This window comes from Pandoraea bronchicola (assembly GCF_902459805.1).
Lineage (GTDB): Bacteria > Pseudomonadota > Gammaproteobacteria > Burkholderiales > Burkholderiaceae > Pandoraea > Pandoraea bronchicola.
On the sequence record NZ_CABPST010000013.1, the window covers coordinates 86,386 to 111,566 of the forward strand.

At 64.0% G+C, this 25,181-nt stretch carries 26 protein-coding genes; 9 read left to right on the plus strand and 17 right to left on the minus strand.

The window, feature by feature from the left end; all coding sequences use genetic code 11:
- Positions 1-14: 14 nt before the first annotated feature.
- The 7 genes from PBR20603_RS20230 to PBR20603_RS24225 form a co-directional block, all read right to left on the minus strand.
- Positions 15-1,892, minus strand: coding sequence for a chemotaxis protein CheW (locus PBR20603_RS20230; RefSeq protein WP_150561243.1), 1,878 nt, complete (start codon positions 1,890-1,892; stop codon positions 15-17).
- Positions 1,889-2,416 (minus strand): chemotaxis protein CheD, encoded by a 528-nt coding sequence (locus PBR20603_RS20235; protein ID WP_150561244.1) that lies wholly within the window; start codon positions 2,414-2,416, stop codon positions 1,889-1,891. Before PBR20603_RS20235 ends, PBR20603_RS20230 begins: the two co-directional genes overlap by 4 nt.
- Positions 2,400-3,242 carry a CheR family methyltransferase gene (locus tag PBR20603_RS20240; RefSeq protein WP_150561245.1) on the minus strand — a complete coding sequence of 281 codons (843 nt, stop codon included), beginning with the start codon at positions 3,240-3,242 and terminating at the stop codon, positions 2,400-2,402. The genes PBR20603_RS20235 and PBR20603_RS20240 overlap by 17 nt, the downstream gene beginning before the upstream one ends.
- Before the next feature lie 108 nt (positions 3,243-3,350).
- Entirely contained in the window at positions 3,351-5,048 is a 1,698-nt protein-coding gene (locus PBR20603_RS20245; protein ID WP_150561246.1) for a methyl-accepting chemotaxis protein, read from the minus strand.
- Positions 5,049-6,058: 1,010 nt separating this feature from the next.
- Complete coding sequence (locus PBR20603_RS20250) at positions 6,059-6,376, minus strand: hypothetical protein (protein ID WP_150561247.1); 318 nt, start codon at positions 6,374-6,376, stop codon at positions 6,059-6,061.
- A 178-nt stretch (positions 6,377-6,554) separates the two neighbouring features.
- Entirely contained in the window at positions 6,555-6,848 is a 294-nt protein-coding gene (locus tag PBR20603_RS20255) for a hypothetical protein (RefSeq protein WP_150561248.1), read from the minus strand.
- A 126-nt stretch (positions 6,849-6,974) separates the two neighbouring features.
- A complete protein-coding gene (locus PBR20603_RS24225; RefSeq protein WP_174977998.1) occupies positions 6,975-7,142 on the minus strand; it encodes a hypothetical protein in 168 nt (55 codons plus the stop codon).
- Positions 7,143-7,166: 24 nt separating this feature from the next.
- On the opposite strand from PBR20603_RS24225, the gene PBR20603_RS20260 reads away from it, so the two are divergent.
- Positions 7,167-7,592: a VOC family protein gene (locus tag PBR20603_RS20260; RefSeq protein WP_174977999.1), complete on the plus strand. Its 426-nt coding sequence runs from the start codon at positions 7,167-7,169 to the stop codon at positions 7,590-7,592.
- Positions 7,593-7,617: 25 nt separating this feature from the next.
- Here PBR20603_RS20260 and PBR20603_RS20265 read toward each other — a convergent pair whose 3' ends face one another.
- From PBR20603_RS20265 to hemA, 5 genes are all read right to left on the minus strand, one after another.
- Positions 7,618-8,226 (minus strand): UbiX family flavin prenyltransferase, encoded by a 609-nt coding sequence (locus PBR20603_RS20265; RefSeq protein WP_150561250.1) that lies wholly within the window; start codon positions 8,224-8,226, stop codon positions 7,618-7,620.
- Positions 8,227-8,236: 10 nt separating this feature from the next.
- Positions 8,237-8,551, minus strand: coding sequence for a Grx4 family monothiol glutaredoxin (gene grxD, locus PBR20603_RS20270; RefSeq protein WP_039373971.1), 315 nt, complete (start codon positions 8,549-8,551; stop codon positions 8,237-8,239).
- A gap of 81 nt (positions 8,552-8,632) precedes the next feature.
- Positions 8,633-9,499 (minus strand): peptide chain release factor N(5)-glutamine methyltransferase, encoded by an 867-nt coding sequence (gene prmC, locus PBR20603_RS20275; RefSeq protein WP_150561251.1) that lies wholly within the window; start codon positions 9,497-9,499, stop codon positions 8,633-8,635.
- Positions 9,499-10,581 carry a peptide chain release factor 1 gene (prfA, locus tag PBR20603_RS20280; protein ID WP_150561252.1) on the minus strand — a complete coding sequence of 361 codons (1,083 nt, stop codon included), beginning with the start codon at positions 10,579-10,581 and terminating at the stop codon, positions 9,499-9,501. The genes prmC and prfA overlap by 1 nt, the downstream gene beginning before the upstream one ends.
- A complete protein-coding gene (gene hemA, locus PBR20603_RS20285; protein WP_150561253.1) occupies positions 10,582-11,862 on the minus strand; it encodes a glutamyl-tRNA reductase in 1,281 nt (426 codons plus the stop codon).
- 285 nt (positions 11,863-12,147) lie between these two features.
- On the opposite strand from hemA, the gene PBR20603_RS20290 reads away from it, so the two are divergent.
- The 3 genes from PBR20603_RS20290 to PBR20603_RS20300 all read left to right on the plus strand — a co-directional run bounded on the left by PBR20603_RS20290 (position 12,148) and on the right by PBR20603_RS20300 (position 14,569).
- The gene (locus PBR20603_RS20290) at positions 12,148-12,402 is read left to right on the plus strand and encodes a GlsB/YeaQ/YmgE family stress response membrane protein (protein WP_150561254.1); all 255 of its coding nucleotides are present in this window, start codon (positions 12,148-12,150) and stop codon (positions 12,400-12,402) included.
- A gap of 21 nt (positions 12,403-12,423) precedes the next feature.
- Complete coding sequence (locus PBR20603_RS20295; protein ID WP_150561255.1) at positions 12,424-12,663, plus strand: GlsB/YeaQ/YmgE family stress response membrane protein; 240 nt, start codon at positions 12,424-12,426, stop codon at positions 12,661-12,663.
- 406 nt (positions 12,664-13,069) lie between these two features.
- Positions 13,070-14,569 carry an MDR family MFS transporter gene (locus PBR20603_RS20300; RefSeq protein ID WP_150561256.1) on the plus strand — a complete coding sequence of 500 codons (1,500 nt, stop codon included), beginning with the start codon at positions 13,070-13,072 and terminating at the stop codon, positions 14,567-14,569.
- Between the two features lie 97 nt (positions 14,570-14,666).
- On the opposite strand, the gene PBR20603_RS20305 is transcribed toward PBR20603_RS20300, so the two are convergent.
- On the minus strand, positions 14,667-17,108 hold the full coding sequence (locus PBR20603_RS20305; RefSeq protein ID WP_150561257.1) for a penicillin acylase family protein: 2,442 nt from the start codon (positions 17,106-17,108) through the stop codon (positions 14,667-14,669).
- A 276-nt stretch (positions 17,109-17,384) separates the two neighbouring features.
- Here PBR20603_RS20305 and PBR20603_RS20310 point away from each other — a divergent pair, with 276 nt between their 5' ends.
- A complete protein-coding gene (locus PBR20603_RS20310) occupies positions 17,385-17,795 on the plus strand; it encodes a GtrA family protein (protein ID WP_150561258.1) in 411 nt (136 codons plus the stop codon).
- Between the two features lie 24 nt (positions 17,796-17,819).
- Here the strand turns inward: PBR20603_RS20310 and PBR20603_RS20315 are convergent, their stop codons facing one another.
- The 3 genes from PBR20603_RS20315 to PBR20603_RS20325 all read right to left on the minus strand — a co-directional run bounded on the left by PBR20603_RS20315 (position 17,820) and on the right by PBR20603_RS20325 (position 22,014).
- A complete protein-coding gene (locus PBR20603_RS20315) occupies positions 17,820-18,935 on the minus strand; it encodes a glycosyltransferase family 2 protein (RefSeq protein WP_150561259.1) in 1,116 nt (371 codons plus the stop codon).
- A gap of 5 nt (positions 18,936-18,940) precedes the next feature.
- Positions 18,941-20,245: a glycosyltransferase family 87 protein gene (locus PBR20603_RS20320; protein ID WP_150561260.1), complete on the minus strand. Its 1,305-nt coding sequence runs from the start codon at positions 20,243-20,245 to the stop codon at positions 18,941-18,943.
- 299 nt (positions 20,246-20,544) lie between these two features.
- The gene (locus PBR20603_RS20325) at positions 20,545-22,014 is read right to left on the minus strand and encodes an SLC13 family permease (RefSeq protein ID WP_150561261.1); all 1,470 of its coding nucleotides are present in this window, start codon (positions 22,012-22,014) and stop codon (positions 20,545-20,547) included.
- Between the two features lie 70 nt (positions 22,015-22,084).
- Between PBR20603_RS20325 and PBR20603_RS20330 the strand changes: the two genes are divergently transcribed.
- The gene (locus PBR20603_RS20330) at positions 22,085-22,741 is read left to right on the plus strand and encodes a GntR family transcriptional regulator (RefSeq protein ID WP_150561262.1); all 657 of its coding nucleotides are present in this window, start codon (positions 22,085-22,087) and stop codon (positions 22,739-22,741) included.
- The gene (locus PBR20603_RS20335) at positions 22,738-23,211 is read left to right on the plus strand and encodes a GNAT family N-acetyltransferase (protein WP_217425981.1); all 474 of its coding nucleotides are present in this window, start codon (positions 22,738-22,740) and stop codon (positions 23,209-23,211) included. Before PBR20603_RS20330 ends, PBR20603_RS20335 begins: the two co-directional genes overlap by 4 nt.
- A 210-nt stretch (positions 23,212-23,421) precedes the next feature.
- Here PBR20603_RS20335 and PBR20603_RS20340 read toward each other — a convergent pair whose 3' ends face one another.
- Positions 23,422-23,652 carry a helix-turn-helix domain-containing protein gene (locus PBR20603_RS20340; RefSeq protein WP_150561264.1) on the minus strand — a complete coding sequence of 77 codons (231 nt, stop codon included), beginning with the start codon at positions 23,650-23,652 and terminating at the stop codon, positions 23,422-23,424.
- A 129-nt stretch (positions 23,653-23,781) separates the two neighbouring features.
- Between PBR20603_RS20340 and PBR20603_RS20345 the strand changes: the two genes are divergently transcribed.
- Together PBR20603_RS20345 and PBR20603_RS20350 are read left to right on the plus strand one after the other, a co-directional pair.
- A complete protein-coding gene (locus PBR20603_RS20345) occupies positions 23,782-24,405 on the plus strand; it encodes a hypothetical protein (protein WP_246174877.1) in 624 nt (207 codons plus the stop codon).
- A gap of 316 nt (positions 24,406-24,721) precedes the next feature.
- Complete coding sequence (locus tag PBR20603_RS20350; RefSeq protein ID WP_150561265.1) at positions 24,722-25,120, plus strand: hypothetical protein; 399 nt, start codon at positions 24,722-24,724, stop codon at positions 25,118-25,120.
- Positions 25,121-25,181: the final 61 nt, after the last annotated feature.

Genomic DNA, 25,181 nt, shown 5'->3' on the forward strand with positions numbered 1-25,181 from the left:
GCGCCGGCACTACGCTAAACAGGGTCTCCCGCACAACGCTTCGATGACTGCGTCAGCGCTGTCTCCAGCCGTGTCTTGAGCGGTTGCAGATCGAGCAGCATGGCCGTGCGGGCGGTGCCGTCGGCCGCAGGCAGCTCGACCGCGTCGCGCATGTCGTTGCGCATTTCATGCGTGGCCCGGCCAAGCAGCATGGCCGGCACCGGCAGCTTGTCGGCTTCGTCGAGCGTGACGATATTCTCGACGGCGTCGACGAGCAGCCCGAGCTTGTCCTTGCCGTGTTCGATGACGAGAATCTTGCGCGCTTGCGCATCGTCTTGCGGCGGCATGCCGTACAGCGCACGCAGATCGACGATGGTCACCAGCTCGCGCCGCAGATTGAGCATGCCGCGCACGAATGGCGGTGCACCCGGGGCCGGCATGACATCCGGCGAGTCGTGAATGATCTCGCGCAACTGGTCCAGACGCACTGCCAGCATGTGCTGCAGACGGAACGACACGTAAGCATGTCGCGTGCCGCGCGAGGACTTCCCGACGGCGCCGCGCCAAGCCGAATCGCCCGCTTTCGCGCGCTGGGCGTTATCGGTCTCCCGATACAGCTCGCGATGGCCGCGAGTGAGGTCCAGCACTTGCGAATGCGTGAAGAGTTCGTCGGCGTTGAGTAGCACGATGTCGTCGGTCTGCTCGCGCGTGATGCAACCGGAGAAAAGCTGCGCGTGCGACGCGCTGAAGGATGGCATGGCGAGCAGTTCGTCGGCGAAGTACGTCACGATGCTATCGACCGCGTCGACCAGCAGGCCGAAGTGCACATCCTCCTGTTTGACGATCAGAATCCGGCGCGGGTCCGACGCGGTGCCCGCGATGCCGGCCTCCGGGCAGCTCGCGTGCAGACCGAGGAAGTGAGCGAAGTCGATGACCGGCACGACCGTGCCGCGCAGGTTGAGCATGCCGACGCAAAACACGCTGGCGAGCGCCGAGTTCTGCAAGTCGGGGATGCGGATGATTTCGCGAATCGCGCTCATCGGCAGCGCGAGACGTGAATGCTCGACCGTGAACGACACGCACTGCAACCTTTGACGTTGCTGGCGGCGCTGCGGTGCGACGAGGGCCTGACGCGCGAGCAACTGCGGCATGTTCTCGATATGCACGAGCGCATGTGGCGCCAGGATCTGCAGAATGCGGTCGCCGCCGTCGAGCTTGATCGCACCGCAGACCACCTGCGGCGCGGTGTGCGACGGGTCGTACTCAAACCCGGTGCGCTGCGAGGCACGCACGCGCAGGATCTCGCTGGTGGCGTCGAACAGCAGCCCCACACGCACCCCATCGACGTCGACGATCGCGACCTTCTCAGTCACGGCTGCGAGCTTGCTCGACGCCTCCGAAGCGAGGGCCAGCAGCGGCTTCAGATCGATGATGGGAATGAGCGTGCCGCGAAGGTTGAAAAGACCTAGCAGAAAGGGCGGCGAGAGCGGCACAGGCGTAATGCGTGCCGGGTAGTTCACCACCTCCTGTAGCGCGGCGATGGGTAGCGCGAACTCGACGTTGCCCAGATGAAAGGAGCCGAAGACTTCGATGTCGTCCCGGCGGGGGGCGCGCGGTGTGCAGGGCGTGGAAGGCGCTACGGAATTGGCAGGTCGATCCAGCGCCTGAGCCCGGGCCTCGGCGCAGGGAACATCCGCCGGCGACGGTGGCACCTCGGCATCGAGCGGAAATGGCGTGCCGCGCAGGCGCGTTGCCGTTGTCCCGGCGGGCAAGCCATAACCGGCAAGACCTGCGTCGCCGTCGCGCCCGAAGCCCGCATACCCTTGATACGGCGATACCGTGGGCGGCAGCACCGTCGTGCCCGCGACGGCGTCGCGATGCAGAAAGGGAAATCCCGGCGTGCGTGCATTCATGATTCCCGCCCCACGAGTCGAAGAGAGGGGCGACGCGGCATCGCAGCCCCCCCGTTGGCGCCGATCGTGCGCACATGGAACGCGTGATGCGCACAGTCGATGGTCAGTTGCCGTCCGATTTCACCGCCGACCTCGACGTGTACGATCGGAATGCCTGTCTCGGCAATCAACGCCTGAGCCATCTTGGCGTTGGCGACACCGATCAGCCCGTGCCGGGCGGGCGGCTGATGCGGCATCATGTTGCCGCCGCCCGCGATCACGGCTTCGATCTCGCAGCGGCGTGCGCTGTCGGCCTTCATCAGGGCAAGCAGCGACGGCACGGCTTGCGTGACGTACTTCGCACCGATGGCGAGGGTCGGATTAGGCGCCTCCGGCAACAAGCAGTGCGCAAGTCCGTAAAGGCCGCGCGAGCGCCACATCAGACCGATTCCCACACACGAGCCGAGGGTGGCGCGCAGCACATCTTCGCCGCGCCCGATGCGCACCTCGCCCATCAACACCTGAATGTCATGCGACGGCCCCATTTAACGCTCCCTGATTCCGGTAAATGAGCGGTTGCTCAAACTGATAGCCGGTCGAGAGCCGCGTGAGCGACTCGGATTCACCGACAATCAGCACGCCTTCGGGGGCAAGCGTGCGGCGGACGTTCTCGAGCACACGCTCCTGATCGGTGGTTTCGAAATAGATGAGCACATTGCGCAGCATCACGAGATCGAACGCTTCACGACGCGCCATGCGCTGATACAGGTTGTGTTCGGCAAACGAGATGTGCGCGCGCAACTCGGGCGCGACAGTGAAGCCACCGGCGCCCGGGCGGAAATACTTCGCCAGCATGGCCGGACGCTGCTGCTTGAGGCCATCGATGCTGCGCCCGCCGTAGTTGCCTGCCATCGCCACGGCCAGCACCTGACTCGAGATGTCGGTGGCATGGATCTGGTACTGGAAACCGCTGTGCCGTGCGCGGAACTCCTCGCAGATCATCGCCGCCGAGTAAGACTCCTCGCCGGACGAGGCGGCGGCCGACCACATCTGGAATGTCCGCCCGGGATTGGCGGCATGCCAGCGCGGCAGGAAATGCTGAGAAAAGTAGTCCCAGACACGCGGCGTGCGAAAGAACGTGGTCTCGTTCGTCGTGACCAGATTGACGAAGTTGCGCACTTCGTCGGGCGTGTTCTCGAGCAGCGCGAGATAGTCGCGGTAACAGCGCAGTGAGAGTGCGCGCAGGCGAGGGCGCAGGCGGCCCTGCAACATGGTCCACTTCTTCTCGTTCATCGAGATACCCGTGTGCCGGTGAACTGCGCGCAGAAGCGCCAGTTGGGTACCGGGATCGGCGTCGGCTTCGATTTCCATATCGGGCCCTCGTGGAGGACGTTGGGTCCGGTTCTGCGTGGCCGGTCAGAACCGGAATATGCCTGCGAGCGACCGAGGCAAGCGCCCGCGGTCGTTGCCGGGTAGTGCTTACACCTTGAATCGCGATACCGTGCGGTCGAGTTCCTCGGCGCCTTGATTGAGGCCGGTCGTTGCCTGTGCGATCGTCTCGCACGCACCTGCGGACTTCTCCGTTTCTTCCGCGACGTGCTGAATGGCGAGGCTCACTTCGCGTGCGGCGACGAGCTGCTCTTCGGCCGCGCACGAAATCTCGGAGATCGCCTGCGTGGTGCGCGACACCCCGCCCACGATCTTCTCGAACGCCTCGCCTGCCTGCCGCGACACTTCGCTGCCTTGGGCCACGCGCTTGGTCGACTCGTTGATGAGCTTGGAGATTTCCTTCGTCGCTTGCGAAGAGCGTTCGGCGAGCTTGCGTACCTCGTCGGCGACAACCGAGAAGCCGAGCCCGTGCTCGCCGGCACGAGCGGCCTCGATGGCCGCGTTGAACGCCAGCAGGTTGGTCTGCCCGGCGATCTCGCCGATGACCTTCACGATCTCGCTGATGTCTTCTGAGGACTTGTTGATCAGTTCCATGGCCTCGACCGAGCGGGCAATGGCGCGCGCACCGGTTTCGGCTTCCTGCTGTGTCGATTTGGCGAGCTGATCGGCCCCCTTGGTGTTGTCGGCAATCGAGTTGATCGATGCCGTCAGTTCTTCGATGGACGCGTTCATCTCTTCGACCGTTGCACCGAGCGCCTGAGCACCGGTCGCCACGGTATTGGCGCGATCGGCAATGTCGCGCGACGCGCCCGAGAACTCGCCTGCCGAATTGACCACCTTGCCGATCACGCTGCGCAGGTCGTCCATCATGTGACGAATGCCGTCGGCCAACTGGTCGATGGGGTCGGTGCCCGAGACGGCAATCTCGCCGGTCAGGTCGCCCGCTGCCGCGCGATTGACCGTGTCGAGCAGCAGTGCCACCTTGCGCTGATCGTCTTCGGCGCGGCGCTTCACGCTCGCCTCAAGCTCGACCTGCTGCGTGATGTCGGTGGCGAACTTCACGACCTTGTAGGGACGTGCGTTCGCGTCGAGGATCGGGTTGTACGTCGCCTGAATCCAGACTTCCCTGCCGCCGCGTCCGATGCGCTTGTAGCGACCCGCGTCGAACTCGCCGCGATTGAGCTTCGCCCAGAAGTCGTGATACATCGGCGAAGCGGTGTACTCCGGCTCGCAAAACAGACGATGGTGCTTGCCGCGAATCTCGTCGAGCGAGTACCCCAGCGTCTTTAAAAAATTGTCGTTGGCGGTAATGACGGTGCCGTCGAGATTGAACTCGATGACGGCCTGCGCGAGGTCTATCGCGCGCACCTTGCCTTCGAACTCGGCCTGACGGCCCCTGTCGGCGGTAATGTCGGTGGCGAACTTGATGACCTTGTAGGCCGCGCCGTTGGCGTCGAACACCGGGTTGTACGAGGCACGAATCCACACTTCACGACCGCCTTTGCCGATGCGTTTGTACTCGCCGGAATCAAACTCGCCGCGACCGAGTTTGGCCCAGAAGTCGCGATAGGCCGCAGACGCCGCGTAATCCGTTTCGCAGAACATGCGGTGGTGCTGGCCCTGAATTTCGTCGAGCCGGTAGCCGATCGTTTGCAGGAAATTTTCGTTGGCATGCAGGATGCGGCCCTGCAAGTCGAATTCGATGACGGCCTGCACGCGATTGAGTGCGGCGCTGACGGCCTGTAGTTCCTGCTGCTCCATTTGGAATTCAGGCGTGGCGATTTCCATGACCTTTCCCCCAGATGCGCTTGCCCCGGCGCGTGTCGTGCGGCCGTCACGAAAGGGATGCTGCGTGAGCCCGGTAGTTGGCGCGCAGTCCTCTATAGACGCGATTACGACAGCGCAAAAGGCAACTTGAGATCAGTGCCAACCCGCATGTTGTTTTTGCGGAAAATCGTAAAAACGCTCCGAAAACCACGTCCAATAAGGCTTTAAAGATAATGGAATGGCGGCCGAAGTCGACGCTGTTATAGCGTCGATACATTTCAAACGCACAGATGAAATAGGTAATCAGTGTGCACCTGCACGATGGCGGTGCAGGAAACTGGCGCGATCCAGTGTCGGAAACCTTCTGGGCAACGGATCGGAAGATGGGGGAAAAAGACCTCCCCCCGCGTCTGAAACGGGGGGAGGGTTTGACTCAAAGTCGCACTCTTCGGGGCAATTGAAAGGGCGACACCGATCACTAAGCAATCTCTGTGCCAATCCCGCCGGTCTCCGCAAACCCTTGCCGTTATTCACTTGTCGTGTATCCGGGTGGCGCGATGTTACGGCCGGATGCCCGGCACGTTACGTAACAAAGTGCGACACACTCCCGATTTGGCAACCTTCGCTTACACGGCTTACAGACGCGTGATGGGCTTGCTGCAAACGCGACGATATAAAGAAAGCGAACGGATTCACGTTCCATTTCCAGGAGTCAGATCATGAAGTTTGTTGTCGCCGCGCTGCTTGCCGTCACGCTCGCCGGGTGCGTTGTTGTTCCGGCCAGGCCGTATTACGGAGGGTACTACGGGCATCCGTGCTGTTATCGCTATTAACGCGTGAATTGCGTTTCGTTCAATAAAAAGCGAAAACCGGAAAGGGAGAGTGGGGATGAAATCTCGTCGAATGAATACGAGACGATCTCATTTCAAAACCTGATAAAAAAAGCCCCGCAGATTTGACTCTGCGGGGCGCCTTTCATCTGTCGCCGTGAACCTGCGCCGTCAGTGCGGCAAGGTTCGTGACGCGCAGGCTTACCGGCGGTGATGCCAGTCGCGGCGGTCGTGATCACGACGATCCCAGTCGCGATCGTGACGCCAATGACCCGGCGGCGGACCACGCCAGTAATGCGGACGCGGTGCGTAGACCACTGGCGGCGGCGGTGCGACGACCATCGGGGCCGGAGCGGCGTAGACCGGTGGCGGGGCATAGACCGGGCCCGGCGCCACGATGGCCGGGCCGGGAATGCCGATGTTGACCGAAACGTCGGTGCGTGCGAAAGCACTACATGAAACGAGTACCGCAGCGATACCCGTGATGGCCGCAGCAGCGATCCGGTATTGACCTTGCATCTGTTCTCCTTGTCATTTGTGTCTGCCAGCCGCGCACTGTCTCGATGCGTGCTTGCGCGCGATTCGTGGCCCCGATTTTACGGAGCGCGCGGGCCGGCCGGTGCTACGGCAGCACTACAGATGTAACAAGGCGTAAGGAAACCTGCGATGGTGATCGCAGGCAAGGCGTGCCGGCGACTCAGCGTCGATCGTGATCTCGCGGGGCGAGAAAGCTCGGGGGACGGCGTCCGCGCCGTGCCGATGTCGCGAAGTACGACGGGCGTCGCAAGTCCTGCGTGTCGTTCGGCGAGCGCCAGTACGGCGTGCGTGCCGTGCCGAGCAGATCTCCCGGACGATGTGGCGACAGCGGCGGCATCGACGCGGGCCATGCAACCTGACGCCAACGGGCGCCAGCGGGAACGACGAGTACCAGCATGACGAAAACGAGCGTCACGACGGCGTAGACGACAACAGGCGAGAGGGTGGTCTCCATGACAAACTCCGGTCGCGAACGTGTCACCCCACGGGGGGATGCGGCCTGGCATGCAACGTGCAGCGTTTTCACTATAGTCCATGCGGCTCTCGCTGACACTCGGTTGCTGCCACGCGGATTGCAGGACTACACTACAGACGCCGTTTCCCGAATGCCGCTGCCATGCTGCGCGGTGGCCACGCTGGCGTCAACCGCCACTTCGCTGTCCGGGGGATCGTGATGAATCAGGCCATACCAGTCGCCAGTCCAGCCGCCGAATCGATGCCGCCCGTGCCCCCGGTGGCGATCGATCACGTCGCGTATCCGAGCTACGACGCGATGCTCACCCACCGATTCTACGTCGACGTCATGGGCTTCACGCTCGCTGGCGCGCAGACCGGCATGAGCCGCCTGTGGGGCAAGCCCTACCTGCTGGTGAGCTACCAGATCGCACCGGGCCAAGCGCTGGCGTTCTTCAACTGCGACGGCCTGGCCCCGGACGGTCATTCCGACACGCCGGCGGCACAGATTCATCACGTGGCCCTGCGCGTGGCGGACCTTGAGGCGCTCGAGCGCTGGAAGTCACGTCTGAGCGCGCACGACGTGCCGTTCGCGCGCGAGCGGCACGGAGACGGTGAACATCTCTATTGGCTCGATCCGAACGAGGTCATGCTGGAATTGTGCGTGCAGACACCGGAGTCGGCGGCCGGGCAGTGGCAGGGGGCGCTCGACACGTTGCAGCGCTGGGTCGACGGCGTGAGGTGAGCGGCCGCGAAAGCGCTCAACGCGCTCAGGCTTCGGTGTCCTTGCCAAGGCCGTCCCAGCTGGTGGAGACGGGCGGCGCGATGCCGAACAGATCGATGACGCGCGCAACAGTGTCGTCGACCATCGCATCGAGCGATTCCGGCCGGTTGTAGAACGCGGGCAGCGGCGGGTAGACGATGCCGCCCATTTCGGTGACCGCCGTCATATTGCGCAGATGCGCGAGGTTGAACGGCGTTTCGCGCACCATCAGCACGAGGCGGCGGCGTTCCTTGAGAGTGACGTCGGCGGCGCGTGCAATCAGGTTGTCCGAGAGCCCGTGCGCAACGCTCGCGAGTGTCTTCATCGAGCAAGGGGCGACCACCATGCCCGCTGTCGCGAACGATCCGCTGGCGATGTTGGCGCCGATCTCGCGCACGCTGTGGTACTGATCGGCCAGCGCCTGCACGTCGGCACGCTCGAGCCCGAGTTCGTGACGCAACGTCAGCCACCCCGCGCCCGATACCATCAGATGGGTCTCGACGCCGCCCATGGCACGCAGCCGTTCAAGCAGCCGCACGCCATAGATTGCGCCGGTCGCGCCGGTAATGGCTACGATCAGACGCGTGGGCCGCGGGGTTCCCGTCGACACCGTCATCGAGGCGGAATTACGCGAGGTCGGCGAGAACCTGCTTGAGTTCGCCGCTCTGGTACATCTCCATCATGATGTCCGAGCCGCCGATGAATTCGCCGCCAATGTAGAGCTGGGGAATGGTCGGCCAGTTGGCGAATTCCTTCACGCCCTGGCGGATTTCCTCGTCCTGCAGCACGTCAACCGTGAACAGGTTGTCGACACCGCAGGCCTTCAGGATCTGCACGGCGCGGCCCGAGAAGCCACACATCGGGAATTGCGCGTTGCCCTTCATGAAGAGCACGACGGGATGTTCGGTGACGATTTGCTGGATACGTTGCTGGGTGGTCATGGTGAAAAAGCCCGTTGGGATGCCGGAAATTCGGCGTATCCGGCATTTTAGCGGTTTTCCGCCGCGCCTGTCGGCGTGCGCTCAGACGCGCCGGCCACCCGTGGTGCGCTCGATGCCCGCCAGATCGCACTCGGAGTAGACGTCGGCCAGGCCCGCCGCCTGGCAAAGCCCGCGAACGTCGGCGGCCTGATGGTAGCCATGCTCGCACAGCAGCCAGCTATCCGGCAGCAGGCGCGACGGCGCTCCAGCCACGATCGTGCGCAGGGCGGCGAGGCCGTCCGCGTGATCGGTCAGGGCATCGACCGGTTCGAAGCGCAGATCGCCTTGCGAGAGATGTTCGTCCCCCGACACGATATACGGCGGATTCGAGACGATGATGTCGAACGGTGCGGTGCCGGCCGGCAAGGCGGCGTACCAGTCGCTTTCGACGAACGTGACGCGCGCGTGGAGTCCGAGTCGCCGGGCATTTTCACGGGCAACGCCGAGTGCGTCGGCCGAGCGGTCGAGCGCGGTGACCTGGGCGTCGGGCCGGCTGTGCGCGATGGCCAGCGCAATTGCGCCGCTGCCGGTGCCCAGATCGAGCACGCGCGGTGCCGGGCGGCCCTCCAGTCGCGCGAGCGCCAGTTCCACGAGCAATTCGGTTTCCGGACGGGGAATCAACACGGACGGGCTGACCGAGAGTGTCAAGCCGAAGAACTCGCGCGTGCCGGTCAGGTAGGCGATGGGTTCGCCCGCCAGACGACGCGCGTGCAGTGCGCGATAGACGGCAACCGTCTCAGGCGAGAGCGGCTCGCGGTCGCGGGTGATCAGTTGCGTGCGGGTCCAGCCGAGCACATGCGAGAGCAGGATGCGCGACTCCATCGGCGGCAGTCCCGGCTCGCGCAGCAACGACGCGACGGTGGCGGCCGTGGCGGCCGCAGGGTGAGCGTCTACCGCGCCGTGCGGCATCAGGCAGCCTCGCCCAGCGACGCCAGCAGTTCGGCCTGATGCTCGGTGACGAGGGCGTTGATCATCTCGTCGAGATCGCCGTCCATGATGTACTCGAGCTTGTAGAGCGTGAGGTTGATGCGGTGATCCGTCATCCGCCCCTGCGGGAAGTTGTACGTGCGAATGCGTTCCGAGCGGTCGCCCGAGCCGATCAGACTCTTGCGCGTGGCGGCTTCCTTGGCTTGCTGGGCACGCAGTTGGCCGTCCTTGATGCGTGCGGCCAGCACCTTGAGTGCCTTGTCTTTATTGCGATGCTGCGAGCGGTCGTCCTGACATTCGACGACGATGCCCGTGGGCAAGTGCGTGATGCGCACGGCCGAGTCCGTCTTGTTGACGTGCTGCCCGCCCGCGCCCGACGCGCGGAACGTGTCGATGCGGATGTCGGCCGGGTTGATCTCGACGTCGGCGACATCATCGGCTTCGGGCATCACGGCCACGGTGCAGGCGGACGTGTGAATACGTCCCTGCGTTTCGGTGGCCGGCACGCGCTGCACGCGATGACCGCCCGACTCGAACTTGAGACGGGAATACGCGCCCTGGCCGATCAGGCGAACGATCACTTCCTTGTAGCCGCCCAGATCCGATTCGCTGGCCGACATGATCTCGACCTGCCAGCGCTGACGTTCCGCGTAACGCGTGTACATGCGCAGCAGATCGCCCGCGAACAGCGCCGATTCGTCGCCGCCGGTGCCCGCGCGGATTTCCAGAAAGATGTTGCGGTCGTCGTTCGGGTCGCGCGGCAGCAGCATGCGTTGCAGCGTGCCTTCCATGTCGTCCATGCGCACGCGGGCATTCGCGGCTTCATCTTCCGCGAACTCGCGCATCTCGGGGTCTGCCGCCATCTCTTGCGCCGCCACGACATCGTTCTGGGCTTCGCGGTACTGCCGATACTGCTCGACGACCGGTGCCAGCTCGGCGTGTTCGCGGGTGAGCTTGCGGTAGTTGTCCAGATCGCGCGTGACGTCGCTCTGGCTCAATAGCCCATCAAGCTCGACCAGACGTTGCGTCAACTGGTCGAGCTTGGCTTGCATGCTCGCTTTCATCTATTTATCGGCGGATCCCGAGGTACGGAACAGTTCGGGAATGAGGTGAAGGATTTGCTCGCGCGAATCGCCGCGCGCCGTGTTCAGCGCGTGCGTCGGGCCGTGCAGGAATTTCTTGGTGAGGGACTGGGACAGGGCTTCGAGCACGGCGGCGGGATCGTCGCCACGCGCGAGCATGCGCTGGGCACGCTCGAGCTCGGCCAGGCGCATGGCCTCGGCGGTGCCGTGGATGTCGCGAATGACCGGCACGACGCTGCGGGCGTCGAGCCATTGCATGAAGTTCTGAACGCGCGTCTCGATGATCGCCTCGGCCTGCGCGACCGCTGCCTGACGCAGCGCGTTGCCTTCGCGCACGACCGCGCCGAGATCGTCGACGGTGTACAGGAAGACGTCGGTCAGACGGCCGACTTCCGGCTCGATGTCGCGCGGCACCGCCAGATCGACCATGAACATCGGCTTGTGCTTGCGAGCCTTGATGGCGCGCTCGACGGCACCCAGGCCGATCAGCGGCAGCGTGCTCGCCGTGCACGACACGACGATGTCGAACTCATGCAGGCGTTGCGGCAACTCGGACAGACGAATGGCCGTGCCACCCAGACGTTCGGCGAGCTTTTCGCCGCGCTCGGCAGTCCGGTTGGCAATGAATAGCGCTTTCGGATTCTGCGCGGCGAAGTGCGTGGCGCAAAGCTCGATCATTTCGCCCGCACCGATGAACAGCACCTTCTGTGTGCTGATGCTCTCGAAAATGCGCTGGGCGAGACGTACCGCTGCGGCAGCCATCGACACCGAATGCGCACCGATCTCGGTCTGGCCGCGAACTTCCTTGGCCACCGCGAACGTGCGCTGGAAAAGCTGGTTCAGATACGTACCCAGTGCGCCGGCCTCGGCGGCGGTGCGCACGGCATCCTTCAACTGACCGAGAATCTGCGTCTCACCGAGCACCATCGAGTCGAGACCGCTCGCCACGCGAAAGGCGTGACGCACGGCGTCGGACTGCGGAAGGGCATACAGGTGAGGTGCGAGGTCGCTGGCCGGGATGTTATGGAACTGGGCCAGCCAATGCACGGCGCGCTCGCGGGCGGCGGCGTCATCGGTGACGCAGTAGATCTCGGTGCGATTGCACGTCGACAGGATGGCGGCCTCGGGCGCACTCGACCTGCCGGTCCACAACCCCTTGAGGCCCGCCAGCGCGGGCTCGATCCGCTCGAACGGAAACGCCACCCGTTCGCGCAGCGAGACGGGCGCCGTGTGGTGGTTCAGGCCGAGAGCGAGCAGTTGCATGGTGTGGGGGATCTGATAGCCCCTGATTATAGCGCGTCGACGCGATGCCCGTTTCGGCGGCGCCGCGTACCCCGCGCGTCGGGACAGCTTGCTCCATCATGGCGCAGCCGTGCGCTTTTGACAAATAGGCATCGCTTATATCCGGCATAGCGCGGAGCGCCACCGTCGCCAGATTCTTGATATATCAGTTGCTTGCCTGGCCGGGCGGGGCGATGCATCGCACTTGCCGAAACGTCCGGTTTCAAGGCTATACTGCGCTCGGGTTCCCGTCTTTGGAGACACGTCATGGGCATCATCGGCACCATCGTCGTCGGTCTGATTGTCGGCCTTATCGCACGCGCCCTGCATCCCGGGCGGGACAGCATGGGCATCATCATGACCATCATCCTCGGCATTGGCGGTGCGCTACTCGCCCGCTATGTCGGACAGTTCCTCCACCTCTACACCGAAGGTCAGTCGGCCGGCTGGATTGCCTCCATCCTCGGCGCGATCGTGCTGCTGGTGATCTATGGCGCCATCAAGCGCAGCCGCACTGCCTGACGCAACATACGAGGGCCGGTCATGGACATCGTAGTGCTCTTGCTCGTGGGACTGGTCGCCGGATGGCTTGCCGGGCTCGTGGTCGGTGGCGGCTTCGGCCTCATTGGCGACATGGTCGTCGGTGTGGTCGGGGCGTTCGTCGGCGCGTGGCTGCTGCGGCATCTGGGGATTGCCGTGGGATACGGCACGCTCGGGCGCATCATCACCGCCACCATTGGTGCGATCGTGCTACTCGCGCTGTTGCGTCTGGTGCGACGATAGGCCGCACGAGCGGTCCGGAAATCGGGACGTTCGCGGGACATGCTCTGTGGCATCGAGGCAACGGCGAGCCGAGGCCGGAGTCGCGTGAGTCTTTCGCCGTCCGAAACCTGCCAAAACCCGGGTCCGAGCAGGGTTTTGCGCAGTGCCGAACCCCGTGGCATAAGGGTTTGCGGCCGCATCTTCGACCCGGGGCGCGATGGCGCGGCCCCTGTTGCACGCGTTTTTCCGCGTTCGGCTATCCTTGTCGCCATCGCCAGACCCAAGTCGTCTTGACTACGCGTGCGGCATCGCGCCGCCACGTTCGATCCCCGTCTTCCGTCCTCCGGCGTGGCTGCCGCGCCTGACAGGGGTGCGGTGGCGCACCTCGCAAGTTGGTACGCCCGATCCCCCCACATCAAAAAAACACATGTCTGCGACACGCAATTCCATGCGGCCATTCATCGTGGCATCGGTCATGGCGGCGACCTCCATGGTTGCCATCGAGGCCACGATCATTTCGACAGCCATGCCGCAAATCGTCGCCCAGCTCGGCGGCCTGAATCTGTATAGCTGGGTCTTCTCGGCTTTCCTGCTCGCGCAGACGGCCATGACGGTGGTGTTCGGCAAACTGGCCGATCTCTACGGCCGCAAGCCGGTCATCCTCGTGGGCATCGTCGTCTTCCTGATCGCGTCGCTCGGCGGCGGGCTGGCTTGGTCGATGCCGGCGATGATCGCCTTTCGCCTGCTGCAAGGTGTCGGGGCGGCGTGCATTCAGCCGGTCAGCCTGACCATCATTGCCGACTACTACCCGATCAGCGAGCGCGGCAAAGTGCAGGGCTATCTGGCAAGCGTGTGGGCCATCTCGGCCGTGCTCGGCCCGATGCTCGGCGGCATCATCATCCGTGAGTTGTCGTGGGCGTGGATCTTCTGGATCAACATCCCCATCGGTCTTTTGGCGGCGGTGGGCTTCATCGCCTACCTGCACGAAGACGCGCCACGTCAGCGCCCGAGCATCGATGTGCTCGGCGCCGTATTCTTCACGATTGCCGTGGCGGCGCTGATGATCGCGCTCACCGATGCGAACGCCTTCTCCGACACGCACGTCTGGGCCGGGGTGCTCGCGTGCGCCATCGCCTCGCTGCTGTTCGTCTGGCAGGAGCGCCGCGCCAAGGACCCGATGATCTCGTTCGCGCTGTGGAGCCGCCGTCCGATTGCGGCGGCCAATGCGGCGACGCTGCTCTCGGGCATGGTGCTCATGGGGCTGACGACCTTTCTGCCGATGTACGCGCAGGGCGTGCTGCGTCAGACGCCAGTCGTGGCGGGCATGGCGCTGACCATGATCATGGTCGGCTGGCCGATTGGCGCGACGCTCGCCGCCAAGACGTTCACGCGTTTCGGTCTGCGCCGCATTCTCGTGGGCGGCAGCCTGCTGATGCCGGTCGGCGGGATCGTCTTCGCCTTGCTCGGGCCGAACAGTTCGCCGCTGCTTGCCGGGTTCGGCTCGTTGCTGATGGGTTTCTCGATGGGCACAGGCAGCGTCAGCGCGCTCGTGCTGATTCAGGAACTGGTCGATCCGTCGCAGCGTGGCAGCGCCACGGCGTCGAACATCTTTTCCCGGAATCTGGGCAGCACGCTGGGCGCTACGCTCTTTGGCGCGGTACTCAACTTCGGACTGACGCATTCGAGCGGTGTGGGCGTCGTCACTTCCGATCAGTTGCGTCACGTGCTGGAAGACCGGGGCGTGTCGACGGTGGCCGATCAGATGATTCGCGCGGTGCTGCAACATTCGCTGCACCTCACGTTCCTGTCGATCCTGGCCATTTCGATCGGTGTCGTGCTGTTACTGCTGCTGGTGCCGACCCATGCGGTGGACCGTTCGCGTGACACCAAGCGCGAAAAGCCGGAATTCGTGCCGGGCGGGCATTGATCGACCGATTCTGTCGCGCAACACACAAAACAAAACGGCCGGTTGGGATCTCCCACCGGCCGTTTTTCATGGCGGCAACGCCGCAACGACCCACGGCTTAACGCGACGCCTCCGGCACTAGGTGCAGACGCGTCTCCGTGTCCGCCTCGACCGCTGCACGCGAGTACGGCAGCTTGAAGTACTCGCCATCGAGCCACTTCTGCGCCAGATCGCGGTAGTGCGGGCTGTCCGGGTTGCCTGATTCGCCGGGCAGGTTCATGGCGCGCGTGTTGTCCCAGTTGCCCACGTCGACCACGATCCGGAACGACGGGCCGTTCGTCTGCCGGAAGTCGCTGACCCGATAGGTCGACTGGTTCGGCGTGAACGCACTGCCGCCTTTGGGAAGCGGGCCGACGTTGAGCTTGGCGCGCATGTCGGCGTCCACGGCGTCGGCGAGCGGATGGGCGTTCAGATTTGTCTGGAGCTTGCCCCACTGCCACGCACCGGGATCGCTGCCTTGCAGCTTGACCATCTCGCCCCACGCTTCACCCAGACTCGAGAGCAACACGGCGTCGCGCCTGGCGTTGGCGTTCTCGCCGAAACGGGCGGCGGGCTGTTCGAGGGCGTCGAGCATGGCGGCCGGGTCGGGCGCGCCGAAGCTATCGGCAGCGGCCTTGGGCAGCACTGCATTCTTGTAAGCGCGGCCCAGATGACGGCTGAACCACACTTCCTCGAGCGCGGCCTGAGCAGAGTCGGCCCGCATGTTGGCATCCCAGCCCTTGAGCAGCCTGAGTGCAGCGGCCGTTTGCGGGTCGGCGCTCGAGAGTGGGGAGAGCAACGCCATGAGACGCCGCGCCGGAATCGACACGATGTCGTTTTGCAGCCGCTCGGAGTCCTCGATCGAGACCTTGTCCTTCGCCTTGAGCACCTCGTCGATGCGCGCGTGCCGCGAGCCGTTGGTCCATTCGAAGCCGAGCTTGCGTTCGGCGTAGGGGTAGCCGGCCGGCATGTTCATCTCGTTGGACGTGGTGAAATAGCCGCTCGCCGGGTTATAGGCCGACGGCAATTGATCGCGCCGCCAGAAGCCTGCCCATTCGTAGCGGCCGTCGCCCGGCACGGGCATCAGGCCGTCCCAGTTCGGACGAATCGGCGCCATGCCGCTTGGCACCCAGCCGATGTTGCCCGCTGTATCCGCATAGACCTGATTCACCGTCGGCGCGCCCCACGTGTTGAGCGCAGTCTGGAATTCGGCGTAGGTCTTTGCGCGCATGTAACGCATGGCGTCGAAATAGGGCGACATGCCGGGCTCCAGCCAGGCCGTGCGCACGGCGTACGCGCGATGTTTGGCAGCGTCGACGTAAATCGCCGGGCCGTGCTTCGTGAACTTGAGATCGGTCTGCACCGGCGCGCCGTCGCGCACGTCGATGGTCTCGTGGACGGTGCGCATCGGCACCCACTTGCCGCGATAGCGATACTGATCGGGGTTGGCGGGGTTCAGCTCGTACACGTACAGGTCTTCCTGATCGATGTTGAAGATCGTGAGGCCGAACGCGATGGTGCCGTTGTGGCCGATCGCCACGCCGGGAATGGCCGGCTCGCCCGCGCCGATCAGATTGAGCGTGGGCGTGCTCACCTGCACGATGTAGCGCAGGCTCGGCGCGGCATAGGCGCGATGCGGATCGTTCGCCATGATGGCGCGGCCCGTGGACGACTTCTGCGGCGAGATCACCCAGTTGTTGCTGCCTTCGGCCGACTCGGTCGACACATCGTAAGGGCCGTTATCCGCGAGCTGCACTACGTCGGCGTCCGCGCGTTGCAACGACTCCCTGGTGATCTTCACGCCTTGCGTCGCGAGATCGAAAACCTTCAGCAGGTCGTCGGGCAGACACGGGTCGAGACCGTCGGGGACTTGTGTCTTCCAGGTCGGTTGCAGGCCGACGCGCACACTGTCGGCCTCGAGCGAGGCACGGCACACGACCTTGGCGCGAGCGACTTCGCTCTTCAGGTTACGTGTCAGGCCGTGACTGCGAATGCGCACGATGTCCTCGGCCGTCCATTTCGCAGGCCAGTAGCCGACCTTGCGAAACTCGTAAGGCATTTGATCGGGATGCGACGCGAGCCAGCCGATATAGGCGTTCACACCGGCGGCGAACGCCTCGGCGGCGGGCTTCGCATCGGGCCCATAGCGGCGCCACTCGGTGGCCATGTCGCCACGGTAGACGAAGCGGCGTGCGGCGTCGTCCTGGGCGACGTAGGCGCGACCGAACACTTCGGATAACTGGCCGAGTCCGCGGCGTCGCCACAGGTCGATCTGAAACAGACGATCGCGGGCGGCGTTAAAGCCTTGCACGAAGAAGCCGTCGCGCTCGTTGGCGGCGAAGATGTGCGGCACGCCGTTATGATCGATCAGGATATCGGCCGGTTGCGAAAGACCTGCGACGGTGAGGGTCTGCGACGGTGTTGCGGCAGCCGCGCCATCGGCGGCATGCAGGCTCGCGCTCCACGTCGTGACGGCGAAAGCCAGAACACTGGCGGCGTGGATGGCATTGGGGCGTTGCATTGTCTTCCTCCTGTTCTTGTTGGGGGTCTTGATGCTGCGGAGTACCACGCAATCCTAGACGTATCGCACGGGTGTGCAACCTATATTCCTGGAAATGGAATAAATTCTTAGTCGTCGAGCCATGACGGGGCATTTTTTCGAGGCTGCATCGCAAACCTCTGCGCATGCGCGTGTGCGTGCCCGTATCGTCAGGCGAACCCGCCACCGCTTCTGTCGGTCACTTCTGCAATTACGCCCATGCCGGATATGCGTCAGACGTCTTCGAACGAACCCGCCATGCCCGGGCAACGCGGGCGTGCGTCGACGCATGTGCGCACGCTGGTAGTGCCGCTCATGCGCTTCGGTGTCTCGGGGGTGATTTCGACGGCAGTCCACGTGATCGTGGCGATCACGCTCATCGAAGTCTTCGGGGCGGGGTCGGTGCTGGCCAATGCCGTGGCGTTCTGCACGGCCACACCGTGTTCCTATCTGCTCAATACGCTGTGGAGCTTTTCCGCGCGGGTGCATCGCACGAGTCTCGCGCGTTTCCTGCCGGTGTCGATCTTCGGCCTGTTGCTCACGACGTTCGTCGCGCGCACGGTCGAGCATCTGGGCGGCAATCATTGGGCAGGCATCGCTGCCGTGGTGCTGATCGTGCCGCCGGCGACCTTTCTGCTGCATCGCTATTGGACATATCGCGGCGCCTGACACCTGTCGCGTTTTGCCGTCACCTCAACGCACGATGAAACGGTGGACGCGCGAGGTGGCCGATTTGCCGATGCCGGTGTGCGCCCGGAGGGTCTTTCGCGCAGACGGCAAGCGGACCCCGGGCTCGTGCAAGGGTGCGCGCGACGGCAAGTGGCTTACCTTGACGCTCGACTGATAGCGACGCCGCACCAGATACAGCGGGCGTCCCTTCGACTCGTAGTAGATCCGTCCGACGTACTCGCCGATCACGCCGATGCCGACGAGCTGGATGCCGCCGAGGAACAAGATGCCGACGAGCAGCGAGGCATAGCCGGGCACGTCGATGCCGTGGATGAGGGTGCGCAGCACGATATAGCTGCCGTACGCGAGCGAGACGAGGGCGAGCGACACGCCGATGTAGGTCCAGCAACGCAGCGGCACGGTGCTGAAGCTGGTAATGCCTTCGAGCGCGAAATTCCACAGCCGCCACCCGGAGAACTTCGATTCGCCCGCACTACGCGCATCGCGCACGTACTCCACGATTTCCGTGTGGAATCCGACCCAGGCGAACAGCCCCTTCATGAAGCGGCGGCGCTCGGGCAGCCGTTTGATGGCGGTTACGACGCGCCGGTCGATCAAGCGGAAATCGCCCACGTTCTCGGGCAGTTTCACTTCCGAGAGACGGTTGTGCACCCGGTAGTAAAGACCCGCAGCGACACGTTTGGCGACACTGTCGCTCGTGCGGTTCGTGCGTTTGGCGAGCACGACTTCGGCGCCATTGCGCCAGCGCTTGATCATCACGGGGATGAGGGCGGGCGGGTCTTGCAAATCGGCGTCGATGGGAATGACGGCATCGCCCTGCGCTTCGTCGATGCCCGCGCTCAGGGCGGCTTCCTTGCCGAAGTTGCGAGTGAAGTCGATCACGCGGATACGCGGGTCGGCTCGCCGCAGCGCGAGCAGGGCGCTCAGCGTGTCGTCGGTGCTGCCGTCGTTCACGCAGACGATCTCGAAGCGCACGTCAGTCACGCTGGCCAGCACAGGGGCCACGGCGCGGTAGAACTTGTCTAGCGCCGGTGCTTCGTTGTGACAGGGCACGACGAGCGAGACGAGCGGCGCGCGCTGGGTGCAAGACGAATGGCGGGTATCGGCGGCGCGGGGCATGGGGCTCACCTCGTGAACGCGGGTGCAGTGACGGACGAACGGCGAGATGGGCGGGCGGTGCCGGAGGTGTGCTGCGTATCTGGCAGATCGGGCACATGCGCGAGGTGGCGACGCCGGCGCCACAACATCGCGAGCGTTGCCAGCGTGATGAACGGCATGAACTGAAAGCCGACGTACTGCACGCCGAGCAATCCGGACATTGGCGTGAGCCACAGCACGACGAGCCATTCGCGCTCCCCGCGCAGCCATCCGCGCGCGATGCCGTCGCGCACATACCAGGCAATGACGAGCGAGAGAATTGCGAGGTCGTAGTCGTAGAGATAAGGGCTCACGAGCGTGGTCGCGCACACGAGCATGGCCGCGCGCAGCGCAAACGCCGTCGGACGCCGCCAGAAGTCGATCATCACCGCCACGGCGCAGAGTGCTACCACGCCATGAATGACGGCGGCGATCGCGAGAGGCGCGCCCAGCATGCGTGCCGTGACGAAGAACGTCGGCACGCGAGCGATCTGTGCGGTGCCGTTGACGATGCTCTGTTGCGCGAATGCCGTCGCGTGCAGGAACGTCGGATAGACATCGAGACCGAAGACCGCAGCGGCAAGCACCGTTGTGCCGACGACCGTGGCGACACAGGCGGCTAACGCACGCCACTGGCGTGCGCAGAGAAAGGCCAGCGGGAAGAGCAGGGCGATATGCGGTTTGACGAACAGCAGCCCGGCGAGGATGCCCGCCCAGACGGGGCGTTTGCGCAGCATGACCAGCGAGAAGCCCGCGAGTGCCGTGGTGTAGAGCGAGATCTGTCCTGCGAGGATGACCAGCAGTACGCCGGGGAAGCCGACGGTGGCCAGCCGCGCGTCACGCCACGGGGCGGTGCGTCGCAGGGCCGCGTAGTACAGACCGAAGCCGACGCAGGCATACACCGTATAGGCATAGGTGAACGAGAGAAAGGCGATCGGCGCGAGCAGCAGCATCATGACCGGCGGATAAAGCCATGGCATGACGCCGCCCAACTTCTCGGCCCACGGTTGCTCGGCGATCTGGACGCGCGTCATCAGTTCGATGTTGTAGGCGTCGAGCGGATGCCCCTGCAACACGAAATGAGATGCCCCCCAGAACGGCAGGAAGTCGAGACCGACGGGGCCGATCTTTGGCGTGGGGAGGTACGAGTGCTGATACCACCAGGCGACGCCTATGGCGATGGCGAAGCACAGTCCGGCGCCGCTGTACAGCCGAATGCGCGCGCGGTCGTCGGACCAATGCCGGCGCTCGCGCGGTGTCCCTTCAAAGACGGTCGACGGCTTCGATGTCATGCATGAACCTCCCCTTGGCTGCATGAAAACGGCGATGCTCGACTACGGTGACTGCATCGGGTGACGCGAGGCAGTGCTTGTGATGTCTTGTTTTATGACCGATTGTCGCGGGTCGTGCGCAGTCACCTCAAGCAGGGCATTCCCGGTATTCCATATTAGACGAGACGGTCTCCGAAAGGATCATGGCAAGTCACTTCGGAGCACGTCAGATCGGATTCCGGTGCCGGATGTGGCAAACCGGCGTTTGAAGGGGAAATTCGAGCCACGAGATCGGGCAATGTGCCGCCGCCCGCCGCGGGTCACGGCGTTCCTGAAAGACGCAGCAGGCCGATGAGTTGCCACCAGAGCGGAGTTAGCGGGACGACGGTCACCAGCGCGAGAAGCGCGGTCGCGAAGCAGTAGCGGGTGGCGTCGCGAATGCCGATGCCGGCCAGCGCCATGGCCAGCACGAGTGGCGGTGCCTGGTAGGGCAGTGCAATGGTGGAGATGCCGACGGTCTGCGTCAGCAAGACTGCCTTTACGCCGAGCGGTGCACCGACGGCGAGCGCGGGTACCAACGGTGTGTACAGCGCGGGGGCAGCGTTCGAGGTCACGAGGAAGGTCAGCGTGACCGATAGCGCGACGAGTACCAGATAGGCCGACGGCGTAGACATCTGCGCCAGATCGAGCCGCGACAGCGCGGGGCGCAACGCGTTGGCGAGTTCGGCGTGATCGACGGCGGCCGTCAGCCCGATGATGGCGGCGACGAACCATAGCGGGGCGAGCTTGACCTGCTTGAGGAACGCATCCGGGTTCACCAGCCGCAATGGGCCGAGGCAGAGCAATGCCACGCCGAGTCCAATCCACCCGGCGGCGATGTGGTGCCACGGCTCCGTCAGCCAAAGCCCGAGCATCAGTGCCAGCGCGGCGAGCAGACGCCATTCGTCGGGACGCATCGTCGTGCGCGTCCCGTCGACCGCCGTTGTCGCGAGGGGCGTCAACCGGTCCGGGAAGAGCCGCATGGCGACGACCACCAGCACCACGCCGCGCACGACGGCGAGCACCGGAACGAGTGCGATCGCGTATTCGCCGTAACCGAGCCGCAGACCGAGTACGGTCTCGGCGGTGCCGGCCATCACGAGATTGGGCAGATTGGCGGGAAGGATCGCCGTCGACAACTCGCAACTGGCCAGCGCGGTTGCCAGCAGGAGCCCGGTGCGGCCCGGGCGGCCTTGCGTCAGGCCGACGCGCTCGCAGAAACTCAGCACGATGGGCGTGAGGATGGCGATCCGGCCGAGCGTCGACGGCATCACGATTCCGAGGAGGAAAGCGATGGCGACGAAGCCGGTCAGGGCGATGCCATAGGCGTGAGCGCAATGGTCGGCGAGACGCGAGGCGACACGCTCGCCCAGTCCTGTGACGCCGAGCGACATGCCGATGACCGCGCCGCTGAAGACGAGCCAGAACGCGCTCGACATGAAGCCCGAGAACACGACGTTCGCGCCAAGCGACGTGCAGGTCGCGAGCAGGAACATCAATGCGAGCGATACCAGGAAGTCTGGCAGCCAGCCAGTTGCCCAGTAGCTGAGGCAAAACAGAACGATGACGGCCACGGCGAGCGCGTCACCGCGTAGTCCTGCGGCGTAGAGGGCGAGGCCAGCGGCAGCGCTGATCGCCGTGAGCAGTGCGTGACGCCAAAGGCGGCCGGGTGCGAAGGCGTCGGCGGGGACTGCCGTCGCAACCGGCGCTGGGGCAGACGGGGCAGATGATGAGGGGTTGACCGAGGGCATGGGCGTCACCTGTTGTTAAATAATATATAATTTGAAACGATTATATATAATTTGCCGATGGAGATCGTCAATGCGTCAGGAATCGGGGATGGGAACGGCGGTGGAGCGCACGTACGAAGCGCTGCGCGAGCAGATCGGCCGTGGCGAGTTGAAGCCGGGCGAGGCCCTGCGTCAGGACCATCTGGCGGCGGCGCTGGGCGTGAGTCATGTCCCGGTGCGTGAAGCGCTGACGATGCTGGCGTCGGATGGGCTGGCGGTGAGCCGGGTCAATCGCGGCACGGTGGTGACGGCACTGACGGAAGCGGATGCGTTGGAGCTGGCGGATTTTCGCGCAATGCTCGAGGGGCGCCTGATGGCGCTGGCGATGCCGAATCTTTCGCGCGCGGATCTCTCTCGTGCGCGAGCGGCACTCGATGCGCTTGAGGCGGCGACTGACCTCGCGGACATCGTGACGCGCAACGCCGCGTTTCACGGCATGCTCTACGCGAAGGCGGAGCGCCCGTATTTCCAGCGCGCCGTGGCGACAGCGCGACTGAACCTCGGACGCTATCTGTTTCTCACCTGGCAGAAGGCGGGCAACGCGTTGCGCTCGCATGAGGAGCATCGCGAGTTGCTGCGTTTATGCGAGACGGGTGACGATGCCGGTGCCGTCGCACTGGTACAAGCGCACAATCGTGCGACGGGCGAGCAAATCGCTCGGATCATTCGTGAAGGATGGGCGGCGTGAGCGAGTTCGAAACCTCTCGTGCCGGCGGCGGCGATTACGTTGTCGAGGCGCTGGCGGATGCAGATCGACGTGAAGTCGCGAGACTCTATTACGAGGTGCGCGTCGCCACGATGACGTGGCTCGATCCGTCGACCTTTGACGAGAACGATTTCGCGTTGCATTCGGCGGGCGAGGAGGTGATTGTCGCGAAATCGGGTGACGGCAGTGTTCTGGGCTTCGTCTCGGTGTGGCGCGCCGACGATTTCATCCACATGCTCTATGTCCGAGAGTCGTCGCAAGGAAGCGGCGTTGGCGCGCGGTTACTGCAAGCCCTGCCCGGCTGGCCGGGGCACCGTTATCGGCTGAAGTGCCTTGTTCGAAATACGCGCGCCAGCGCGTTTTACACAAGTCATGGCTTCCAGGTGACCGGCCGTGGCGTGTCGGACGACGGCGAATACGTCGAGATGACGTTCGCGGGACAACAGGGTTGAAGGCCTCGCTTTTCCAGCGCTGAAAACAAAACACCCCGGCGCGATGGCCGGGGTGTCGGTGGTCTTGGCAGACGAGAGCGTCAGACGTAAAGCGGAAGATGGCCTCGGAAGTGCCATTTTTACTGGGGCCCAGTGCAGATCGTCGCATTCCGTAGTCACCTCCGTATACATTTTTTGCGAGCGTCCCCGTGTGGAGGGCCGCACCCGTGCTTACTTGGCCTGCTCAGCCAAGAGATCGAGCACGTCGGTCTCCAGGATCGAGCCCAGCTTGCACAGGACCAGCAGGGAGGGGTTGCCCACGGCGCGCTCGATCTGACTCACGTAGGTGCGATCCACATCCGCGCTCAGGGCGAGCGCCTCCTGCGACAAGCCACGCCTGCCCCGGAAGTCTTTCATGTTGCGCGCCAAGTCCTGACGCACTTGCTCGTAGTCTCGTCCCATCAACGCCGAGCATGGGCGTCACGAGACCTTTAATCCACGGACTATATTCTACAATGTCGAATATAGTCTTCATAATTGGCTCCACTTGAGATCAAAGGGAGCTGATGGATGAGTGGAGTCTGCTTTCGGATGCTGGCCGGGCTGGCCGTTGTGACGACCGTGACCGGCTGTGTCACTTCACAGCCACAGGCTGACGGCTCGACCAAGGTTCATCTCTCCCTGGGTGGCGTATCCAAAGCTAGCCAAGGCAACCCAGCGCTACCTCCTGCTACCGAGGCTCGCCCAGCAGATGTTGCCAATCAAGCCAGGCCAGACCAAAGCGCGCCGCCCGGCGCTCCTGGCATCCGTGCAACAGCGCTGGCAGGCGTCTTCGCGAAGCATCCCTACGACGGAACGCCCAAGACCTACTTCCCGCGAGTGGCTGTCACGGTCACGGACTGGTCGCGCAACGACTGCTGGGTCGGCACGGCCACGATTTGGTGGAGCAAAACCAAGTCCGAACCTGTACCCACCTTCTCGGTGTGCTGGGGGCAGTCAGTGGGGTACGCGGTCAACAACGCCGCCAACCTGCACCTCTTCATGCAGCAGATGGCGGTCGACCACAGCGGCAATGTCCGTACGGCTGGCCCCAAGCCGCCCATGCTGGCCATCCCCGACCGGCAGCCGATCAGCGAGCGGCAGCAGCTCGCCTTCCAGGGCTTTGTCCAGCAACTGGTGATCGAGACCGGCTGGCAGCCGTCCCCACATCTGTAGCTCTGGATGTTTTGGCAGAAGTCCTCGAATGCAGGCGACAAAACAGCATCCGCAAAACTGTCCCCCAATTCCTTGCCTCCCTGCTGCGCAGGGCTCGCGAGGGCAAGTTCAGCTTGTCGGCTGGGTCAGAGCTGCGAAGGGACCTTCGGCAAATCATCAGGCGGCAACGCGCCGTGGAAGCCGCAGCTGAGCTCGCTCAAACAATCGAGACGGATCGGCCATCGGTGGATCGGGCTCAAGTCAGAGAAAGGCTCCAGCAGATGCGCGATGAACTCGCAAAGAAGGCGCAGACACCGGTAATGACACGAGGCACAGCATGAACAACAAAAACTTGGAAAGCCGATTCGCTTGGCGAGATGTCGTGGCGGATGACAAATGGGCTGGCTGGGGATGGATGCAAACCTGCACCGTGGCGACAGGCAGGGTCAATATTGAATGCGTACAGCAACCAGCTCTCGGCAACGACCGATGCATGCGGCTTTGTCTCATTGCGCTCGATCAGAACACGTTGATCGAATATACGGACACCGGCCTCGTACTGCGCGAGTATGTGGCCCGGCTTCCACTCGATGCTGTCATCGAAAGGCTGCTGCAGGTCCCATCAACCCCAGTCCATTTGGTTGCGCCGGAGTTGTTGAAGAGCCTGGTGAACGACGGTCTGCTCACCCAAATTTTCGGTAATCAGCGGAGAAGCCGTGGGCAACTCACACACTGATTACACAATATGCGCCACCGTGCCCCCACATCATGGCCACATTGTTAGCACAATGGTTGGT

What these genes read in the sequence shown, in the direction of transcription:
- prmC (WP_150561251.1), bottom strand. Translation starts at nt 9,499, where the DNA reads ATGCCGCACGGCGCGGTAGACGCTCACCCTGCGGCCGCCACGGCCGCC.
- PBR20603_RS20260 (WP_174977999.1), top strand. Translation starts at nt 7,167, where the DNA reads ATGCTCACCCACCGATTCTACGTCGACGTCATGGGCTTCACGCTCGCT.
- PBR20603_RS20340 (WP_150561264.1), bottom strand. Translation starts at nt 23,652, where the DNA reads ATGGGACGAGACTACGAGCAAGTGCGTCAGGACTTGGCGCGCAACATG.
- PBR20603_RS20320 (WP_150561260.1), bottom strand. Translation starts at nt 20,245, where the DNA reads ATGACATCGAAGCCGTCGACCGTCTTTGAAGGGACACCGCGCGAGCGC.
- PBR20603_RS20250 (WP_150561247.1), bottom strand. Translation starts at nt 6,376, where the DNA reads ATGCAAGGTCAATACCGGATCGCTGCTGCGGCCATCACGGGTATCGCT.
- PBR20603_RS20300 (WP_150561256.1), top strand. Translation starts at nt 13,070, where the DNA reads ATGTCTGCGACACGCAATTCCATGCGGCCATTCATCGTGGCATCGGTC.
- PBR20603_RS20235 (WP_150561244.1), bottom strand. Translation starts at nt 2,416, where the DNA reads ATGGGGCCGTCGCATGACATTCAGGTGTTGATGGGCGAGGTGCGCATC.
- PBR20603_RS20295 (WP_150561255.1), top strand. Translation starts at nt 12,424, where the DNA reads ATGGACATCGTAGTGCTCTTGCTCGTGGGACTGGTCGCCGGATGGCTT.
- PBR20603_RS20265 (WP_150561250.1), bottom strand. Translation starts at nt 8,226, where the DNA reads ATGACGGTGTCGACGGGAACCCCGCGGCCCACGCGTCTGATCGTAGCC.
- PBR20603_RS20305 (WP_150561257.1), bottom strand. Translation starts at nt 17,108, where the DNA reads ATGCAACGCCCCAATGCCATCCACGCCGCCAGTGTTCTGGCTTTCGCC.
- PBR20603_RS20350 (WP_150561265.1), top strand. Translation starts at nt 24,722, where the DNA reads ATGAACAACAAAAACTTGGAAAGCCGATTCGCTTGGCGAGATGTCGTG.
- PBR20603_RS20240 (WP_150561245.1), bottom strand. Translation starts at nt 3,242, where the DNA reads ATGGAAATCGAAGCCGACGCCGATCCCGGTACCCAACTGGCGCTTCTG.
- PBR20603_RS20230 (WP_150561243.1), bottom strand. Translation starts at nt 1,892, where the DNA reads ATGAATGCACGCACGCCGGGATTTCCCTTTCTGCATCGCGACGCCGTC.
- grxD (WP_039373971.1), bottom strand. Translation starts at nt 8,551, where the DNA reads ATGACCACCCAGCAACGTATCCAGCAAATCGTCACCGAACATCCCGTC.
- PBR20603_RS20325 (WP_150561261.1), bottom strand. Translation starts at nt 22,014, where the DNA reads ATGCCCTCGGTCAACCCCTCATCATCTGCCCCGTCTGCCCCAGCGCCG.
- PBR20603_RS20290 (WP_150561254.1), top strand. Translation starts at nt 12,148, where the DNA reads ATGGGCATCATCGGCACCATCGTCGTCGGTCTGATTGTCGGCCTTATC.
- prfA (WP_150561252.1), bottom strand. Translation starts at nt 10,581, where the DNA reads ATGAAAGCGAGCATGCAAGCCAAGCTCGACCAGTTGACGCAACGTCTG.
- PBR20603_RS20310 (WP_150561258.1), top strand. Translation starts at nt 17,385, where the DNA reads ATGCCCGGGCAACGCGGGCGTGCGTCGACGCATGTGCGCACGCTGGTA.
- PBR20603_RS20330 (WP_150561262.1), top strand. Translation starts at nt 22,085, where the DNA reads ATGCGTCAGGAATCGGGGATGGGAACGGCGGTGGAGCGCACGTACGAA.
- PBR20603_RS20255 (WP_150561248.1), bottom strand. Translation starts at nt 6,848, where the DNA reads ATGGAGACCACCCTCTCGCCTGTTGTCGTCTACGCCGTCGTGACGCTC.
- PBR20603_RS20315 (WP_150561259.1), bottom strand. Translation starts at nt 18,935, where the DNA reads ATGCCCCGCGCCGCCGATACCCGCCATTCGTCTTGCACCCAGCGCGCG.
- PBR20603_RS20345 (WP_246174877.1), top strand. Translation starts at nt 23,782, where the DNA reads ATGCTGGCCGGGCTGGCCGTTGTGACGACCGTGACCGGCTGTGTCACT.
- hemA (WP_150561253.1), bottom strand. Translation starts at nt 11,862, where the DNA reads ATGCAACTGCTCGCTCTCGGCCTGAACCACCACACGGCGCCCGTCTCG.
- PBR20603_RS20245 (WP_150561246.1), bottom strand. Translation starts at nt 5,048, where the DNA reads ATGGAAATCGCCACGCCTGAATTCCAAATGGAGCAGCAGGAACTACAG.